This window comes from Sphingobacterium sp. SGL-16 (assembly GCF_011043515.1).
Classification (GTDB): Bacteria; Bacteroidota; Bacteroidia; order Sphingobacteriales; family Sphingobacteriaceae; genus Sphingobacterium; species Sphingobacterium litopenaei.
On sequence record NZ_JAAKGQ010000035.1, the window covers coordinates 1 to 18,838 of the forward strand.

15 protein-coding genes and 2 tRNA genes are annotated in these 18,838 nt (G+C 35.2%); 12 read left to right on the top strand and 5 right to left on the bottom strand.

What is annotated here, in order from left to right; translation table 11 throughout:
* Together G5B32_RS11895 and G5B32_RS11900 are read right to left on the bottom strand one after the other, a co-directional pair.
* On the bottom strand, positions 1 to 1,114 hold a 1,114-nt coding region (locus G5B32_RS11895; RefSeq protein ID WP_165291751.1), incomplete at its 3' end, for an AbiH family protein.
* Positions 1,115 to 1,139: 25 nt separating this feature from the next.
* Positions 1,140 to 2,357, bottom strand: a complete 1,218-nt coding sequence (locus G5B32_RS11900) for an MFS transporter (protein WP_165291752.1) — start codon at positions 2,355 to 2,357, stop codon at positions 1,140 to 1,142.
* 103 nt (positions 2,358 to 2,460) lie between these two features.
* Here G5B32_RS11900 and G5B32_RS11905 point away from each other — a divergent pair, with 103 nt between their 5' ends.
* From G5B32_RS11905 to G5B32_RS11950, 10 genes are all read left to right on the top strand, one after another.
* Complete coding sequence (locus G5B32_RS11905) at positions 2,461 to 2,973, top strand: YiiD C-terminal domain-containing protein (RefSeq protein ID WP_165291753.1); 513 nt, start codon at positions 2,461 to 2,463, stop codon at positions 2,971 to 2,973.
* Positions 2,974 to 2,984: 11 nt separating this feature from the next.
* Positions 2,985 to 3,413 (top strand): transposase, encoded by a 429-nt coding sequence (locus G5B32_RS11910; protein ID WP_165291754.1) that lies wholly within the window; start codon positions 2,985 to 2,987, stop codon positions 3,411 to 3,413.
* A gap of 5 nt (positions 3,414 to 3,418) precedes the next feature.
* Positions 3,419 to 4,054, top strand: a complete 636-nt coding sequence (locus tag G5B32_RS11915) for an SCO family protein (RefSeq protein WP_165291755.1) — start codon at positions 3,419 to 3,421, stop codon at positions 4,052 to 4,054.
* 1 nt (position 4,055) lies between these two features.
* Complete coding sequence (locus tag G5B32_RS11920; protein ID WP_165291756.1) at positions 4,056 to 4,487, top strand: c-type cytochrome; 432 nt, start codon at positions 4,056 to 4,058, stop codon at positions 4,485 to 4,487.
* A 273-nt stretch (positions 4,488 to 4,760) separates the two neighbouring features.
* A complete protein-coding gene (locus G5B32_RS11925) occupies positions 4,761 to 5,177 on the top strand; it encodes a hypothetical protein (protein ID WP_165291757.1) in 417 nt (138 codons plus the stop codon).
* 215 nt (positions 5,178 to 5,392) lie between these two features.
* Positions 5,393 to 5,980, top strand: a complete 588-nt coding sequence (locus G5B32_RS11930; RefSeq protein WP_165291758.1) for a TetR/AcrR family transcriptional regulator — start codon at positions 5,393 to 5,395, stop codon at positions 5,978 to 5,980.
* A gap of 2 nt (positions 5,981 to 5,982) precedes the next feature.
* Entirely contained in the window at positions 5,983 to 7,308 is a 1,326-nt protein-coding gene (locus G5B32_RS11935) for a TolC family protein (RefSeq protein ID WP_165291759.1), read from the top strand.
* Between the two features lie 29 nt (positions 7,309 to 7,337).
* Positions 7,338 to 8,462 (top strand): efflux RND transporter periplasmic adaptor subunit, encoded by a 1,125-nt coding sequence (locus tag G5B32_RS11940; protein WP_165291760.1) that lies wholly within the window; start codon positions 7,338 to 7,340, stop codon positions 8,460 to 8,462.
* A 28-nt stretch (positions 8,463 to 8,490) separates the two neighbouring features.
* Positions 8,491 to 11,661 carry an efflux RND transporter permease subunit gene (locus G5B32_RS11945; protein WP_165291761.1) on the top strand — a complete coding sequence of 1,057 codons (3,171 nt, stop codon included), beginning with the start codon at positions 8,491 to 8,493 and terminating at the stop codon, positions 11,659 to 11,661.
* A gap of 176 nt (positions 11,662 to 11,837) precedes the next feature.
* Positions 11,838 to 11,919, top strand: a tRNA-Leu gene (locus G5B32_RS11950).
* 46 nt (positions 11,920 to 11,965) lie between these two features.
* Here G5B32_RS11950 and G5B32_RS11955 read toward each other — a convergent pair.
* Positions 11,966 to 13,684, bottom strand: coding sequence for a carboxypeptidase-like regulatory domain-containing protein (locus G5B32_RS11955; protein ID WP_165291762.1), 1,719 nt, complete (start codon positions 13,682 to 13,684; stop codon positions 11,966 to 11,968).
* Positions 13,675 to 15,198 (bottom strand): hypothetical protein, encoded by a 1,524-nt coding sequence (locus G5B32_RS11960; RefSeq protein ID WP_165291763.1) that lies wholly within the window; start codon positions 15,196 to 15,198, stop codon positions 13,675 to 13,677. Before G5B32_RS11960 ends, G5B32_RS11955 begins: the two co-directional genes overlap by 10 nt.
* Before the next feature lie 370 nt (positions 15,199 to 15,568).
* Between G5B32_RS11960 and G5B32_RS11965 the strand changes: the two genes are divergently transcribed.
* Positions 15,569 to 15,650, top strand: a tRNA-Leu gene (locus tag G5B32_RS11965).
* 134 nt (positions 15,651 to 15,784) lie between these two features.
* Here the strand turns inward: G5B32_RS11965 and G5B32_RS11970 are convergent.
* Positions 15,785 to 17,557 (bottom strand): hypothetical protein, encoded by a 1,773-nt coding sequence (locus G5B32_RS11970; RefSeq protein ID WP_165291764.1) that lies wholly within the window; start codon positions 17,555 to 17,557, stop codon positions 15,785 to 15,787.
* Positions 17,558 to 18,163: 606 nt separating this feature from the next.
* On the opposite strand from G5B32_RS11970, the gene G5B32_RS11975 reads away from it, so the two are divergent.
* Positions 18,164 to 18,796 (top strand): FkbM family methyltransferase, encoded by a 633-nt coding sequence (locus tag G5B32_RS11975; protein ID WP_165291765.1) that lies wholly within the window; start codon positions 18,164 to 18,166, stop codon positions 18,794 to 18,796.
* Positions 18,797 to 18,838: the final 42 nt, after the last annotated feature.

Here is an 18,838-nt window from a genome sequence, read left to right on the forward strand (position 1 = left end):
AACTTACCACCCTATTTCTCATCTTTAGTTTATTCTTAAAATGTCTTGATATATTATGCGTAATTTCTGTATAATTGTTAGTCCCATCTGATTTTTTCCAAAAGTATGGTTTAATCGCAGCACAATTATCATGTTCGAAAATCATATTTAATAGAGTTCTGTCCGATAAACCACAAGAATGTCCCCATATATAAACAACATAAGAATCACTATTTATAAATTCCATTAATTTACTATAGTTTGAATTTTTAAAATATTCAAACGATTTTATATGCGTAAAGAATTCATTGATATTTGTTTTCTCCATTTCTAGGTAATCAGCATCTATTTCATCACCAAAACCGAATACAGGTAAATTTTCCCCTCGCAATGATCCATGAATATTGATATGCTGATAATTTCTCCTGTTTAAATCATATGGTAATCCAGTATAATTGAAGTTTAGAAAGCATACTTCTTTGGGTTTGATATACTTTTTATTATCGTCTGTGTAATCTTCATCTAATAAATTCTTGATATGATGTTTCTCCTTAATAATATCAACATTAATATCGGAATCAGCAGAATAATCAAAGTCATAGTTCACTTTTTGTCTTGCCTCTAATATTTTACTTAAATAGATAACTAAATATTTTTTTAAAACATTCAATTCTTTATTAATAGATTCTAATTTAATTTCAGCTTCTTGAATTTTATCTTCAATCTGCATGAGCTTTAAGCATCGTTTAAGCTCTTTATAATACATCATTTCAATATCAACCCAATTTTTCTGAAGCTGGTGTGTTAAAAGTGTTTTAAAGAATTCAGATATATTTTTGATTTTATAATTTAAGAATTTATCCTTCAAATAACAGAATATTCCCTCTTTAGGAAATTCAATACTATAATCCAATATAAAATCGATAACTTCATCTATATGTGCATATTTTGGAGCATTATTTGAATATTTATCATTTATTGGTGTAATATCTATTCGAATTAGATTATCTAATAAATCATCTTCTTCTATCGTATTAATAGCTCTTTTTATTAGCCACTTTAAAAAATCTGAATACTTCGTTGACAATCCATTATGGATATCAAATCCATTGCCAACAATAATTAATTTATTCATAGGTAGATTTAGACGTTACTTAGATTTACTCCTCATTATAATTTAAATCCTTATCAAAGTTTTCTTTTAATTGAGATAATGCAAAGATGGCAATACCACTAAGCAAGACTAAAGTTATTCCAGCTGCCCATATTATTCCATATTGATCGACTAAAAAACCATAAAGCATGGTAGAAGGTATCAATGCACCGCGGACAAAGTTTGGTGCTGTAGTAGCTACAGTTGCACGTAAGTTTGTACCAAACTGTTCGGCTGCGATAGTCACAAAAGTTGCCCAGTAACCTACCCCTAATCCCATTAGAAAAGCCAACAGCATAAATTTTTCTTCGCTAATTCCTTGACTAGTTAAATACCAAATAGAAGTCAGCAAAATTAGAATCTGGCAAATAAAAACGACTTTACGGCGGGATTTAAGCCATTGAGCAAGTAAGCCTGCAAAGAAATCCCCAACAGAAATACCCAAGTAGGTAAACATGACACCTTTACCCGCACTCAATAAAACTGGTGCTCCTAAAGCTTTACCAATTTCAGGAGATTGAGTCACCAACACCCCTACCACAAACCAAATCGGTAAACCGATACAAAGACAATAGATATAGCGAACGATACGTTCCTTACTCGTAAATAATAGTTTTAAACTTCCTTTTTGAATATGTTGTTGAGAAGCGGTATGAGAAAATAAACCTGATTCAAATGTTCCGACGCGCATGAGTAATAGTAGAACACCCATTCCTCCTCCTACAAAATAAGCCGTACGCCAATCAAACCACTCAGATACATAATAAGCTAGGATCGCGCCTAGAACTCCTACTCCCGCTACGATCATGGTTCCATATCCACGTTTGTTTTTCGGCATACTTTCACTTACCAAGGTAATACCAGCACCTAATTCTCCAGCTAACCCTATGCCAGCAATGAAACGAATAATTCCATATGTGGTCACATCTTGTACAAAACCATTATAGATATTTGCTAACGAATACATTAATATCGAACCAAATAACACCTTGATACGACCATATTTATCAGCTATCACGCCCCATATCAAACCACCCAGCAACAGTCCACCCATTTGCATATTAAGTACAAATTCACCCTTACTGCGCATCAGCTCTTCGGGCACACCGATTTCCTGGAAGGACTTGATACGGACGATAGAGAAAATAATGAGGTCATATATATCCACGAAATAGCCTAAAGCCGCGACGGTCACCAACAGAAAAATGTTGCTTTTCTTTTCCATGATTTAGATTGATTAAGCGCGAAAGATAGCACAGAAAATTATTTTAAACAACAAATTGCGCACATTTGACGATTGTCAATGCAATTAATTGTATTTTTGCCGCATGAAATTATCGCCATCGAGTCTTAAGTGGGTTTTGCGTACTTATCCTCCATTTTTGTTTCAACGAATTTGGGTGAAAAAGATATACGACAATTTTAGAGGTGCTGAGGTTAAGATTTACAAAAGCTTTTTAAATATCAATTCCAATAAAACAGTTTTTGGAGGAACGATTTTCTCGGCATTAGATCCTATGCATTCCATTTTGCTGGATCAGTTATTCAAACAAAAGGGTTTAAAAAAGACGGTGGCCTGGTTGAAATCTGCCAAAATTGACTACTTAAAACCCGGAACAACTGATTTAACTTATAGTATTCAACTCAATGAAGATGAGATAAATGAAGCTTTCAGCATCATAAAAGAAAACGGAAAAGTTATCAAAACCTTTACTACCGAAGTATTTGATAAAAATGGCGTAAAATGTGCCGTTTGCCAAAATGAAATTTATATACGAGATTTGACTTTTGACTTTAGTAAACTAAAACATATACAAAGAGATAAAGTTAAAACAGCATAAACTGTAATCATATGAAAAAAATTATTCTAGCTGCATGTGTCGCTATGGTGACGATGAGCAGTTGTCAGCAAAAATCAACTAAAGACGCTACGCAAGTACAACAATATGCGGAAGAGGCTATTAAAGTACATGACGAAATCATGCCTCAAATTTCGCACTTTGATCGTGCTACGCTAAAAATTGATTCTATTTTAGAAAACTTGGGCAGCATCGCACAAAAAGATAAATCCGTAGATACTGCTGCTGTGAAAGCTGATTTGGAAACTTTGAAAGCGAATCTAGAAAATGCTACAGACAATATGATGTCGTGGATGAAAGATTATGCTCCAGACAGTACGGACGTAGCGTATCAAAAAGCAGAAGTGGAAAAAGTAAAAGCGATGAAAAAGCAATTTGAGGATGTTTCATTAGAAAGTAATACAAAGTTGGGTAAATTTTAATAGCCATGATTAAAAATATTTTAGCCGTAGCAACTGTTTGTCTAGCTTTTTTAGCCTGCCAATCAAACAGTAAGAAATTACCTATCATAGGCGATAGAGAAGTTGCAGAAAAAGTGGTTGATGGTAAAACTGTGATTGATACTATTTATCCTGCAATACCAAAATTCGAGTTTTTAAATCAGGATAGTGTTTTAATTTCGGATAAAAATTTTGAGAACAAAATTTACGTAGCAAACTTTTTCTTTACGCATTGTCCAAGCATCTGCCCTACCATGCAACGCAATTTGCTGAAGGCATATGAAAAATTCAAAGGAAATTCGGGTGTAGCTTTCTTATCACATAGCATTGATTTTAAACATGATCAACCTCATGTATTAAAGTCTTACGCGACTAAATTAGGAATAGATAATGATCAATGGCAATTTGTGACAGGATCGAAAGCGGATATTTATGGTATCTCGGATAAATATTTAGTATTTACTAAAGAAGACGAAAATGTGGCTGGTGGATATGATCATTCGGGTTATTTAGTTCTTATCGACCATGATAAACATATTCGTGGCGTTTATGATGGTACTAGCGACGAAGAAACTGAAAAATTATTAAGTGATATCGATATTTTATTAGCAGAATACAAATAGTATGAAATTCGTTTATACGCTGCTAATTTTTGGTCTGATGATAATTGGTTTTGCCCAATTATCATCATGCCATAATAATAATTTGAATATCCAAACAGCGCAATACGCTGTGAATGGGCAAAAACTATATAAAATTCATTGCCAAAACTGCCATGGTGCTAAAGGTGAAGGATTAGGAAAACTATATCCACCGCTGACCGACAAAAATTTTCTTTCCCAAAATAGAAATCAACTTGTCTGTATAATTAAAAATGGATTGGACGGTGAAATTGTTATCAACGGAGAAACGTTCAATCAAAATATGCCTGCGTTGAGTACGCTTAATGATGTCGATATTGCCTATATATTAACGTATGTCACTACGCATTTCGGAGATGCAGACTCTACCTTTACCCAAGAAGAAGTAGCTCAAAGCCTTAAAGATTGTAAATAGGTTTATTCATAAACTTATCTGTCATCCCGATATCAGTACCAATCTGTAATTTTCTCACTCCACATTGTTCGTTCGAAATGACGAAATAAAGAACGTCTTTATGAAACACACAGCAATCTCATTATCATACTTGAGAGCAGATCGAGAAATATCTATTCCTAATATTTGTAATAACCTCGCTTTCTAACCATCATTCTGATGTTAGGAAGAATCTAAAGCATGCTCTTAATATCGTTTTATTTTATGTATTTAAGGTAATCCTAAGATTGCCTTATGATTATAGAAAGAAAAAAATCTTCCATCTACACCAATATTCTAATTGGAATAGCCCTTTTAGCTCTTATTTCTATCGCTATATTTGAGCCAAACGGAGGATTTAAATTTTATTATTTAATCTTCTTATTTATTGCCATTTATGATTTCATTGTTGCAATTTACAATTGGAAAACACCATTAGTAAAATTATCTGATAATACAATTACCTTCTATGTATTCCCAAATAAAAAGTTTACCTACAATGTTGAAAATATAACGGCAGATTATAAATCCGGTGATTATATATTTATAACTGATAAAGCCAACAAGTATAAAATCACAAAATCAGACATCCCCCAAAAACAAATTAACACTTTCGAAGACTATATTATTAGGTTACAAAAATTTCAATCGAATCAGAATTTAGTTACATAAATATAAAAAAAAGGTTTTCAAACGGGGAGAATGAAAACCTTTACTAACCAATTATAAACCTAAATTATGATAGTGCAAATATAAGTGTATTATATACACTATGCAAGTAATTTTGTTGTTTTAACAATTATTTAACATTGGAAATTCATTCTCTTATTTTTATAACAAGATTTTGACATATTTAGGTCTGAAGAATTGCTACATTTGCCTACCGAATGAACGTTCAATTTACAGACAAAATAGACAGTATCTTCAAAAGTACCTTGCTACTTATCAAAGATAACGGCTTTCATGGCACACCAATGAGTCAGATAGCCAAGCATGCCGATGTAGCTATTGGCACTATTTACCATTACTTTCCCTCCAAGGATAACCTCATATTAGAACTTTTTCAATATTGCAGGAAACAGCTTTATACGTATATTTTTCAAAACGTAAACCAAGACATGTCCTATAAGGAACAGTTTTATAATGTCTTCAAAAGCTTTTGCTTGTTTCATATCGAAAAACGCGAATACTCCTGCTTTTTCGAACAGTTTTACAATTCACCATATAATGAAACCGTACGTACAAAAGAATCGGAAGAAGGTCCATACGCACAAAATGCTTTTATGAAATTTATTCAGCGTGGAATCAATGAGCAGGAGATTAAAGAGCTCGATGAAAAAGTGATTTGTGCAGCTTACATAGGAGCTGCAGTTTCTTATGCAAAAACCATAGTACACGGAAAAATACCTTTTAACGAACAACATTTAACAGATTTGATTGACATCATCTGGACTGGAATAAAAATCAACGAATAAATATGAAATATAGATTTAAATATCTCCTTCCCCTTTTATTATGTGCCGTAACCGGAACATCCATAGCTCAGACGAATTCTGAGTTGGGACCTAATGCTTCGCTTGATGATTTGATCACGTACGCGTTGCGTAACAAGATCGACCTAAAACAAGCACAGTTAGACAAAGAAATTGGCGAAAAGGAAATTGCTTCTGCCCTATCAGGTTGGTTTCCACAAATCAACGCGACAGGAAGTCTTGGACATGCTATTCAGGTTCCTACCGTAAATATCGGAGGTAGCGAAGTGCAAATGGCACAGAAGAACACTAGTGCCTTAATCTTTCAAGCAGAACAATCCATTATCAGCCCACAATTATTTCAGGTATCCAAAGCATCAAAATTCATCCGAGAACGAAATGATTTGAATGTAGAAAGCACGAAAATCAATACGATTGTCGATGTAAGCAAGGCTTATTATGATATTTTGACAAGTGAAGAACAAATCAAAATCATCAACGAAAATATTACACGTCTGGAAAGACAATTAACGGAAGCTACTTCGCGTTATGAAGTAGGTTTGGTGGATAAAACGGATTTCAAAAGAGCACAGATCTCCTTGAATAATGCAAAAGCAAGTTTGAAATCGGCTTTAGAGAATCGTCAATATAAATACGATTTCTTAAAATCTTTATTAAATATTCCGACACAAGAATCCGTTTCGCTATCCTTTGCTAACCAAAACATGGAGAGCAATATCTTATTGGATACTGCAGAAATCTTACAAATAGCAAATCGTATAGAATTTAAGCAAATTCAAAATTTGCAAGAAATCCAAAAATTGAATACGCAATACCAAAAATGGAATTTCTTACCAAAATTGAACGCGTATGCTAACTATGGTTTGAACTATAGAAATAATGAGTTTTCTGATTTGTACAGCAATAATATTCCTTCTTCCAATATTGGGCTTAGCTTATCGGTCCCAATTTTTCAAGGCGGTAAAAGAATACATGAAATTCGTAAATCAGAATTACAAGAGCAACGTTTGGAAATGGATTTGCAAAATCTAGAAAATCAAATCAGCGCACAATACTCGGCAGCAATGGCTTCTTATCGTGCCAACATGAACGAATGGCGTAACGCAAAAGGCAATATGGAACTTTCGGAAGAAGTCTATAACACCATCAAATTGCAATACGATGCTGGTGTCAAAACTTACTTAGAATTGATGACTGCTGAAACAGACTTAAAAACCTCACAATTAAACTATTTGAATGCTTTATATGCAGTATTAGTTAGCAAACTAGATATTCAAAAAGCATTAGGAACTGTCACATCAAATAATTAGAAACAACCTACTTAGACAATATAAATACAATGAATAAAACGCAATTATTTTCAGCATTATTGATTTCAGGATTGTTGGCACAATCATGTAATTCTAAAGATGGCAAACAAGCCGCGCAAGCACAACAAGCTAATGCAGCTACTCCCGTGAGTATGACTGTAGTGGGCAAAGAGATTGTGACTGGTGTAAAAAGCTATCCTGCGAATGTAGTGGCTTTGCAAGAAACAGAAATTCGCGCTGAAGTATCTGGATATATCACCAATATTTACGTAGCAGATGGTGCTTTCGTATCTAAAGGTCAACGTTTGTACGAAATTGACCGTACACGCTATCAAGCAGCAGTAGACCAAGCAAAAGCTAATTTGGCTATTGCGAAAGCAAATTTAGAGCGTGTTCAAAAAGATTTGCAACGTTACCAAACGTTAGCAGAGAAAGATGCAATTGCTAAGCAAACCTTGGATTACGCTTTCACGGATGTTAATAATCAAAAAGCACAAGTACAAGCTGCTGAAGCTGCTTTGACTACGGCTCAAACAAACTTGCATCGTTCTGTTATCGTTGCCCCTTTCTCAGGAACTGTAGGAATTTCTCAAGTTAGAAACGGCGCATTAGTAAGCGCAGGCACAACATTGTTAAATACAATTTCATCTACAAATCCTATTGCTGTTGAATTCCAAATTAACGAGCGCGATATTGCTGAGTTCACCAAGCTACAAGCAAATGCTGGTGGCACAGAGATTTATGTGACTTTACCTGACGGAACGCGTTACACAGAAGCTGGACGTATTGCTACCATTGACCGTGCTGTAGACAGCCAAACCGGAACATTAAAAGTACGTGCTTCATTTGCCAACAATGCGAATACACTTCGTTCGGGTATGAATACGACATTGAATGTTGCGAGCACTTCGGCTACTGAAGAAACTGTCATTCCATACAAAGCTGTATTCGAACAATTAGGTGTGTTCAATGTGTACACCGTTAATGATAGTAGCAAAGTAGAATTGAAACAAGTGACTTTGGGAAATAAAATCCAAGACAAAGTAGTCATTACTTCAGGTCTTGAAGCAGGACAAAAAATTGTATTGGACGGAGCAGCAGCATTACGACCTGGTACAAAAGTAGTTGAAGCTCCCGTTATAAACAATCAATAATATTTGCCAAAACTTTAAATAAATAAGAATGATTTCAGAAGTATTTATTAAAAGGCCAGTAACCGCAATGGTTATTTCTATATTGATTACCATTATAGGAACCATTTGTATTACGACCTTACCTATCAGTCAGTATCCTTCTATTGCGCCTCCAACAGTTACGGTGACTGCGAACTACACAGGTGCCGATGCACAGACGGTCGAGCAGACCGTGACTACTCCTATAGAAAGTCAAATCAATGGTACTCCGGGCATGATTTACATGTCTTCAAATAGTATGTCTAATGGTCAATCTCAAATCACGGTTACATTTGAGGTGGGAACCGACATCGATATTGCTACACTCGACGTGCAAAACCGTGTAGGTATTGCCGAACCTTCCCTTCCAGAAGCTGTTCGTCGTCTAGGTGTAACTACACGTAAAGCCAATTCCGATATTTTGATGTTGGTTTCATTGGTTTCTCCAAAAGGAACACGCGATGACAAGTTTTTGTCCAATTATGCAAACTTATACGTAAAAGATGCGTTGATGCGTGTAAATGGTGTAGGTGATGTTACAGCATTCGGTCAACCTTTCTCCATGCGTGTTTGGTTAGATGCTAACAAATTGGCGAACCTAAACATGACTCCCGCTGATATATCCACGGCTATCAATGAACAAAATATCCGTATCCCGGGAGGTTCTGTTGGTGGTCGTCCGCAAGAAACTTCTACGGTATTTGAATATCCTGTTATTACCAATTCGGACTTATCAGAAGTGGAGGATTTCGAAAATATCGTTGTCAAAACGAATACAGACGGCTCTATTGTCTTATTAAAAGATGTTGCACGTGTAGAATTGGGCCAATTCAACTACGGTACGACTACCAAAGTAAACGGTATGCGATCTACAGGTATGATGATAAATCAAACTCCAGGAGGTAACGCTGTAGAAACTGCCGAAGGTATTATGCAGACTTTGGATAAGCTGAAACAGTCTTTCCCTGAAGATGTAGATTATGTCATTGGTTACGAAACAGTTTCCGTGGTAAATGCCTCTATTGAGTCCGTAATTCATACGTTGGTGGAAGCCTTAATTTTGGTTACAATCGTTGTATTCTTCTTCTTACAAAGTTGGAGAGCGACATTGATTCCTGTATTAGCGATTCCTGTTTCAATTGTAGGAACATTTATCTTCTTCACAATGTTTGGATTCTCCATCAACAATCTGACGATGCTTGCCTTTGTATTAGCGATTGGTATTGTGGTGGATGACGCCATTGTCGTGGTGGAAGCTGTTCAGCATTATATCGACCATTACAAGATGTCGGCAAAAGAAGCAACTATGCGTGCGATGAAAGATATCACTGCGCCAGTTATCGCGATTGCCCTAATCTTGGCAGCAGTATTCGTTCCTGTAGGATTTATTCCAGGTATGGTGGGTAAATTGTATCAACAATTTGCGATTACTATTGCGGTATCCGTAATGTTATCGGCATTCATCGCCTTGACATTGACGCCTGCATTGTGTTCGTTATTATTAAAACCATCAGCAGTAAACAAAGAATCAAGAGGATTAAACAAGTTCTTCTACAAATTCAACCAATGGTTCGAAAAAGTAACCTACAGATATTCTAAAGGTGTTCAAAAAGCAATTAAAGCAGCTCCTTTAATGTTAATTCTATTGCTTTGTATTTTCATTGGTACAGGCTGGATGTTCCAAACAAAACCTACAGGATTTATTCCTACTGAAGATGGCGGTATGTTTTTCGCGGGTGTTACCTTGCCAGAAGGTTCTTCTTCGGCACGTACAGAAGCTCTATTAGAAGAATTACAACAAGATTTACGTAAGGATTTCCCTGAAATCAAATACGTAACATCTATCTCTGGTATCAATATCTTAAATAGATCATTTAAATCGAATGGTGGTTCATTATTCGTTTCATTAAAACCTTGGAAAGAACGTACACGTACAGCTAGTGAAATCACTGGAGCTATTATGGCAAAATACGCGGCTTTTTCACAAGCTCGTATCTTGGCGGTAACTCCTCCAGCCATCCCTGGTTTGGGTTCTACAGGTGGCTTCTCGATGCAAATTCAGGATTTACAAACCGTAGATATCAAACAATTCGAAGCTCAAGTAGGTAAATTCTTAGCTGCGGCAAATCAACGTCCAGAAATTGGTATGGCTTATACCCTTTTCAGCTCGAACTCTCCAAACTATAAATTGGAAGTCAATCGTGAGCAAGCAAAAAGAATGGGTGTTCCAATTTCGAACATCTACTCTACTATCTCTTCTTACTTAGGAAGTAGCTATGTCAATGACTTTACGAAATACGGTCGTAACTTCCGTGTGGTAACGCAAGCGGATACCGAATACCGTATGAATATCGAAGACATCAACAAATTGTACGTGAAGAATGCACAAGGTAATCCAGTTCCAATGGGTGCTTTGGTATCGTACGAATTGACAACCATGCCTTCGATTCTGAATCACTACAATATCTTTAGAAGTATTGATTTATCAGGTAGTGCTGCTCCAGGTTACAGTTCTGGTGACGTTATCAAAGCCTTGGAAGAAGTAGCGGAAGAGACGCTAACAGATGGCTACGATTATCAATTCTCTGGCCTTTCCTTACAAGAAAAGCAGTCTGGTTCAAAAACAATCCAAATCTTTGCATTGTGTATCCTTTTTGTGTTCTTGTTATTGGCAGCCTTATACGAAAGCTGGTCAGTACCATTCTCCATCCTTCTTTCAGTACCTCTAGGAATTTTCGGAGCGATTTTGACCTTGATGTTTATTCCAACATTGGATAACAACATCTTTGCGCAGATTGGTTTAGTCACGATTATTGGTCTTGCAGCTAAAAATGCGATTTTGATTGTCGAGTTTGCTAAAGAGCGCGTGGATATCGGTATGCCATTATTGGATGCGACTATCGACGCTGTTAAATTACGTCTTCGTCCAATTGTCATGACTTCCCTAGCCTTCATCTTAGGTATTATTCCATTGATGTTGTCAACAGGAGCTGGTGCCGTTTCTCGCCAAACTATTGGTTGGACAGTATTCGGTGGTATGACAGCAGCAACATTCTTAGCTATTTTCATCGTACCTGTACTATTTGTGGTGATTACACGTGTAGCTTATGGTAAGAAAAAATTAGCGGAATTAGAAGCTTCATTTGATGAAGAAAAGAAAAATCAGTTAAGTGCACACTAACTATAAATGGGTTTTTAACCTCAAAAGCCAGCTTGTTGAGCTGGCTTTTGTTTTATTATAAATTGCTTAATAATTTTTCAAACTCATTATCAAGCAGTTTAACGCCAACGGATATTTTTCCTTTGGCAATGTAAGTAGAAACGCTATATTTGCACTGTCGAACAACAAAACAGCTTGCCCAGCTGGCGGAATTGGTAGACGCGTTGGTCTCAAACACCAATATCTTCGGATGTGCCGGTTCGACTCCGGCGCTGGGTACTAAAAACCTTCTCCAATCGAGAAGGTTTTTTACTTTCATAAATTTTCAGGAATAGGTGTAATCCTCTAAAGGATTGGGAAGATTAGGAAATCTATAATTTACCGCTCCCATTAAAATCATATCAAAAAAAGGATTACTTCTTTTTTCTATAGTAAAACTCTTTGTTATATCCGCATCGACATTGATATCAGAAGCGAAGTCATTATACAATTCCTCTCGTTGGATCGAAATAGTATAACTTCCTTTATCCAGATCATTAAAAACTACTTTTCCATTATTGTCCGTCTCTGTAGAATAAATTACGCCTGATTCATTCTTTTTTAATAAGATGTTGATGTCTACCAATAAATTCCCGACCACATCCTTGAATGTTAACGTAAGATTAAATTTTGTTTTCTGTTGGCCTAAATTAATAATACCACCCTGTAGTAAAATTTTAGTGGGTATTAGGGTTTGATGCAAATTGGGTTTTACTTGTGTTCCAGTACGAGAGGTTTCCGCCAATTCTACTTTTCGGATTAAAGGTTTAGCTATCAATTTATTTTGAGACATGAGTTTGACTTTGGATATCCTCAAAACCTGAGGTTGCACTACGTCCATCTTTTTCCTATTCCTTACAAGATTCTTAAAAATGTAGGTTTGAGGAATTTTTTCTTCGGTGACGATGGGACTATCTTGTGCGGATGTGCTTTTATTATAAGCGTTAATCCGTCTCACAAACACAAATTTTTCGATATAAGCAGGTAACAGTCCTTTATTAATGTCATTTTCATCCGAAACAACCTGTGGATCTGTCAAATTCCAAAATCTAGAATTAATGAGATTTGGTTTAAACCAATTTCTAAGTAAAGTGACAAAAATATATTCAAATTCAATTTTAGAATAAGCAACATTGGTACTATTATATACATTGTATAGACTTTCTGATAAAGAAGATTTAGCGGAAAGCTCTAAATTTGAAATTTCATTCTCTTCTAATACTACTTTTTTCCAACCAGCGTATTCATACTTATAAATATCATTTGGTAGACACGTCACTGGTAAAAACTCAATGTTAGAACCTATCGTAGACACTTTAGAAAGATCTGCTCGAAGTTTTAAATATTCCTGATTCCATTGCGATACAAATACAGATCGCTCGCTTATATTGGAAACTATTTTAATGGCATTTTCAATCCCATCCTTGTCACCATCTACTATCCAATCGTTAAAAGCTTTATTTTGAAGAAATTCTAGCTCTGCTTTTTTTGATAAACTCTCTGTGTCATTGGGATTAGCCATAAGGTTATCATTCAAAATCAGCAAATCTTTGGTCAGACTTTCATATTTCGCTTTAAATTTGCTGTAATTTTCAAACTTTATAGATTTAGTCTCACCATCTTCTTGATAAAGCACCGCTTTTGCATTTCTATATTTTTGTTTATCATTCTCCGAAAGTGAACCTTCAATCAATTTAGCTTGATCAAATATTTTCTTATAATTTTCCTGCAAAAAAGACTCCGCATTCAACTCGTATATTTTTTGATTTTTTACAATGGCGTTCGCAAGATGAGCGAACGCCATTTGATTTTCATATTTATCGGAAATTTGGTGGTTAGTATCAGTATTATCCAAAAAATTAAAATCCTGGTTATTGAAACTCGTAGTAATTGGAGAAAAGGTAAGAAAATATCGACCTGATTCTTTATTTAACTGATTAAATACAGATTTCAGTTTTTCGAATATTATGGCATTTAAAAACATGATATTTTCTATTAAATCCAATTCTTGATATTAGGAAGTGGGTCGGGACTTTTTGGCAAAACATGGCAATTGAAACCTATGATCTGCATTCCTCTTACACTAATACCTTGCGTTTCTGAATGCGATGTTAAATCTGATTTATAGCTTGCTGATGAATAATGAGCATCTACGCTAAACGGCCCCCATCCTACCGATGTTTCTGCTTTATCGGATTTAAAGATGGAAGCATATTCCGAATTATATTTTCCAAAATCTAATACCAAATTGCGTATAAACAATACAGCGGTGGGATATGCTGGTAAAATACCATTTGGTGGTACTGCACCATCACTCAAGAATTCGCCTCTCGATTGTACCTCTGGACTTCCTGGATCTAATTTCCATGCTTTGGAAGTTAGAAACGGTGTTTTTAACCAAGGTCTTACAATAGGAACCTGACACATTTCAAAAGTCAATTTAAAATTAGAGGCATTAATTTTCTGGTTCTTACTTGAATCCTTATGTTGATATCCTGCGGATGCACCTATTCCTAAAAATCCAGCAGAAGCTCCGCCTCCATAGGAAGTGTATTTACTGGAAGAATGACGGGAATAATCAGATGAACTAAAGGAGAATTTTGTCCAGCCACCTGTCATAAAATTACCTGGTACTAATGAGGTGTAATAGAAATCTGAGCCAGAAGCAAGTCCTGTCAATTTAGCTTTTTCCAATGTATCTTTATATTCCGCTTTAAGCAAAGACAAATCCTTCGACATAATTTGGTCTATCCGAGCAGCAATACCATCATATTCGTTTTTGTAGCCATTGGTAATCCAGTCAGCCATTGCTGCTTGTACTTTCTTACGGAGAGAAGAGGCATTCATAGCCCAAAAGTGGACTGCTCTAGGATTATCAGCGGCAAGTGCATCCACCCTATATGTGTTATACTCTAAAACTGCGTCTACATAAGCAGCCATTTTTTCATTGTATAAGACTACCAAAGGACTAGGTTCTATTACTTCTGTTTCTTCGTCTGTAATAAGGTCCTTCTTAATTCTTTTGACCTGCAAAAGCTCTCTGAATTTCTCTACTTTTGCTTTTTCTTCCTGCGAAAGCTCAGTATTAGCCACTTGACTAAATTGAAGGGCATATTTATACAAATGGGACAATGTTCCTTCGTTATGATGAATACTCAATTTAGACAATTGATTATTGGCAGCAGCAGTTACATCGGGTACAAAATCTACTAGACGGGCAAAATTCTCTGCTTGTTGGTAAAGCCAACCTGTATCAGTAGCTCTGATAACGTTTTTTTCTTCCTCCGTAAGTTCTATTATGTTTCCTTCACTATCCTTTTGGGGTGTGTATACGCCCGAAACTCCCTTTGATAGAAAACGTAAGTCTTCGGCTCGTATCGGAATTCCTGGTGAGCACCAGCTAAAAAAATTATCTTTAGATGCAGGTACTGTCGCATCTCCACCTGTCAAAATTTCGTAAAGCTTACCCAACACACTATGCATCAGTTGGTCAGGTAAAATGTTTGATAAATCAGCCATACAATGAATATTTAAATAGTTAGTATTTATATTATTATATTACGCTCTTCCTATTTTGGGGGAAGAACGAAATATGTTATGTAAAATTAAGATGAGCTCACAGCTTTATAGCAAGGAAAACAACTTTACTAAGAGGGGTGTTTTCCTCCATTTTTGGCTTTTGAATTAAAATCTTAAAGTATTTTTAGAGCTTTGAGAATTAGCATGCTTTACAGACAACAAGCGGGACAAGAGAAATAGTTCTAAAAATTAAATCTTAATTTTCAAATCAGTACAGGAATACACGAAATAAATGCATGCTTTTTGCCTCAAAAATTTTGCTTTTAATCTATAAAAATCTATATTTGCAACGTCGAAAATGAAACAGCAAGCCCAGCTGGCGGAATTGGTAGACGCGTTGGTCTCAAACACCAATATCTTCGGATGTGCCGGTTCGACTCCGGCGCTGGGTACTAAAAAGCCAGATGCATTGCATCTGGCTTTTTAAATTTAAAAGGCGAATCCCTTGGGAAAATCCGCCTTTCACACTAAACCAACCATTATTAGCTCATAGGTAGAAAAAACTAATCAACTATATTTTATTCCTTTAATTGTAATTTGGTTCGGGATTGTACCCCGCTTGTTGAGAAATGATCTCCCAATTTGGATTACGAATACATCGTACATTTTTTCGAGCGGAAGAAACAACATTCAGACCTAAAGCATCTACGTTTAGCAGCTGAATAGAATTTATTCCCTTTGCCCGAAATTGACTGGATAGAAACACTTGTCTTGTAGATCCAAAATATCCCCAAGCACCAGCACCAACTAACCCCAACACATTTAGTCCTTGCTCACTTGTCCATAGTGCAGTAGCTTTACCATAAGTATCTATCACATTTACATTTACATTTACATTTACCCATCCATCTCCTAATACATTTATATCAATAGGATCATATCCATTATAATAGAACCTCAAAACATTCGAAGACTCAGGATATACGGCACTTGAGCCTTGCGCAGTATTATACTCTATATAATTTGAACCAAAAACAGCATTTGTGGTAGCTTCTGTAGCGAGAATATCCGTCAAATTACTTACGACAGTTGGTAAAATCCCATCCGTAGTAAGATTTGTCGAAGTACGTGTCAAGTTCAGAAAGGAAGCTTTTGTGGGCTGAATCCATCTATTTGCTGGATAAACCAAAGCACATGGATCACGCTGCTCTCCTATTACTGTACTTCCCCATTTACCAGGTATATGTCCTTTAAAGGAAAAATAACTTCTAAAATCGTCTGTCTGCCTATTTTCGTGATAAAACCGATAAGGATTACGAGTTCCTTGTGTACGATACAAATTTTCTCTCGCCCAAGAAACTCCTCCAAAAGTCAAAGCGGACTCTATCAAATCCATCTTAGCTCTATAACGCTTTCCAGGTTCGATATTAAATTGTTTGGCAATAGCAAAAACAGTTGTTGGAAAACTTCTTACTGCGGAATTATCAAGCAAGATTGAAAGATTTTGTAAACTAAAACTGAAATTATTCCAAACTTCAGGAACTGCCGTATGCATGTACACTAGCTTGCGGTCATTATAACCTTCATCAATATTGGTAAAAGATGATAGCGGAATGGTTTGTTGTGGAAGACCTATTACACTTCCTGCAACATTAACACCTCCTTTGATGTCAAAATTTGATGTTTTAAGTATATTTGCTGGCAAGGAGAAGGTCATACTTCTGATTTCATCAGTAAACAGCCCTCTAGCATCAATTTCAACGGCAATTAAAGCTGTTTTCCTTTGGAGTATTACTTCCATTGGATTTAGATCTTCTGTAATTTCCACTTCACCACTCGCATAGACAAAATCTCTATTGATACCCATAGGTACAATGGGATTATCTAAATCTTCAATTTCAGGAATTGTTTCTTTGTCATTATATGAATAGATATACCACTTGATTTTATCGCCCAAATTTGCACTTATTATCGGCCCATCCGGTTCATTTCTACGAGTAACATAATCCATCTTATCAAAAAATTCCTGTTCATTTTGATCATTTACATGGTATACCAATAAGCGATAAGTGACTCCCTCCTCCAATTTGGAAGGCTCTGAACCAATTGCAGCACTTGCAGATTTTATATTTTCTTTTGCATCAATCGCAAAAGAACTCGTAGATTCAAAACCATCATGAGTTTCATACATCTTTTGAACCTGTAGCCCATCTAATTTATTAGAAAGTGCATTTTTATCCAAGGTGAAATTATGTATCCCTTTAAGTGTCAAGCGTAAGGCCACTTTACCTTCACTATTGGGACTGCCAATATCTTGCTTATTACATCCTACTAGATTTAGTAGAACAACTAAAGCCATCCAATTAAAGATAAATTTTTCATAGTATAGATTTTTACAAATCTCCACTTCCGTAACCACCCTCACCATCTTCCCAATCACCAATTAAAATACATCGTCAACATCGCCTCCTGGAACAGAAGAGTTACATAAACAGTTTTCCATAACTAACATCAACAACCTACCTGTAGGTTTGACATACTTTTTCTTGTTTTTCATGGTGTTATTTTTAGTTTACAATAGGTAGAAGCAAACTGAAAATTAATTTCTTTGTATTAATTATTTTAACTTGAAATAATAATATTTAAAGATACAGAAAGTTTTTGTAAAAAATAATTTTTAAAAGAAAATATTTTATAAAGATTATAAGTGTTTGATTTTCAATGTTATAATTTTAAAATAAAAAAAGATAAAAGACAGGAAAATTATTATTTATTTAATTTGAGGTTAAAATATTTTAATACAAAAATTACACAATAATCTCATCCCTGTATTATAATATTTTTATAATAATTCGTTATTATTATATACAATTACAAATAAATGGTTCTCAAAACATTAGACAACATTCCCCAAATAAAACGATTTAAAAATCGCATTAAATCTAAAATAGGTCATATTGCATATTTGAAAACTGATTATAAATGCACCAAGAAATGGTATGGAAATGAATATGGCGGCTTTTATGTAAATCCTACTGTTTTGAATGGAGAATCTATTGTTTATTCTTTCGGAATTGGTCAAGACACTTCATTTGATCTTGATATAATTAAATATCACAAAAGTTCTATTTATGCGTTTGATCCCACACCAAAATCTGTTGCATGGGTAAAAAATCAAATCCTTCCGAGCAACTTTCATTTTGAAGAAATTGGTATTGGTAAATATTCTGGACAGGCAACCTTAAATTTACCAAAAGACAAAGAGAATATCTCTGGTAGTTTATATTCACATCAATTTGTAGATTGTTCAAATACGGTACAAATCCAACTCGAAACTTTACAAAGTATTACAAACAGGCTGCAACATTCATATATTGACGTATTAAAAATGGATATAGAAGGCGCTGAATACGATATAATGGATAACATCTTGGATACAGAAATTGGTATTAAGCAAATATTACTCGAAATTCACGAGCGATTTTTTGAAGATGGCAAACAGAAAACCGAAATGCTATTGCAAAAATTAAGAAAAAAAGGGTATAAATTATTTGCTATATCAGATAGTTATCAAGAATTGTCATTTATAAAAATTTGATTATAATAAAAGAATCCCAATCAGTTGATTGAGATTCTTTTA

What these genes read in the sequence shown, in the direction of transcription:
- G5B32_RS11900 (WP_165291752.1), bottom strand. Translation starts at nt 2,357, where the DNA reads ATGGAAAAGAAAAGCAACATTTTTCTGTTGGTGACCGTCGCGGCTTTA.
- G5B32_RS11905 (WP_165291753.1), top strand. Translation starts at nt 2,461, where the DNA reads ATGAAATTATCGCCATCGAGTCTTAAGTGGGTTTTGCGTACTTATCCT.
- G5B32_RS11910 (WP_165291754.1), top strand. Translation starts at nt 2,985, where the DNA reads ATGAAAAAAATTATTCTAGCTGCATGTGTCGCTATGGTGACGATGAGC.
- G5B32_RS11915 (WP_165291755.1), top strand. Translation starts at nt 3,419, where the DNA reads ATGATTAAAAATATTTTAGCCGTAGCAACTGTTTGTCTAGCTTTTTTA.
- G5B32_RS11920 (WP_165291756.1), top strand. Translation starts at nt 4,056, where the DNA reads ATGAAATTCGTTTATACGCTGCTAATTTTTGGTCTGATGATAATTGGT.
- G5B32_RS11925 (WP_165291757.1), top strand. Translation starts at nt 4,761, where the DNA reads ATGATTATAGAAAGAAAAAAATCTTCCATCTACACCAATATTCTAATT.
- G5B32_RS11930 (WP_165291758.1), top strand. Translation starts at nt 5,393, where the DNA reads ATGAACGTTCAATTTACAGACAAAATAGACAGTATCTTCAAAAGTACC.
- G5B32_RS11935 (WP_165291759.1), top strand. Translation starts at nt 5,983, where the DNA reads ATGAAATATAGATTTAAATATCTCCTTCCCCTTTTATTATGTGCCGTA.
- G5B32_RS11940 (WP_165291760.1), top strand. Translation starts at nt 7,338, where the DNA reads ATGAATAAAACGCAATTATTTTCAGCATTATTGATTTCAGGATTGTTG.
- G5B32_RS11945 (WP_165291761.1), top strand. Translation starts at nt 8,491, where the DNA reads ATGATTTCAGAAGTATTTATTAAAAGGCCAGTAACCGCAATGGTTATT.
- G5B32_RS11960 (WP_165291763.1), bottom strand. Translation starts at nt 15,198, where the DNA reads ATGGCTGATTTATCAAACATTTTACCTGACCAACTGATGCATAGTGTG.
- G5B32_RS11970 (WP_165291764.1), bottom strand. Translation starts at nt 17,557, where the DNA reads ATGGCTTTAGTTGTTCTACTAAATCTAGTAGGATGTAATAAGCAAGAT.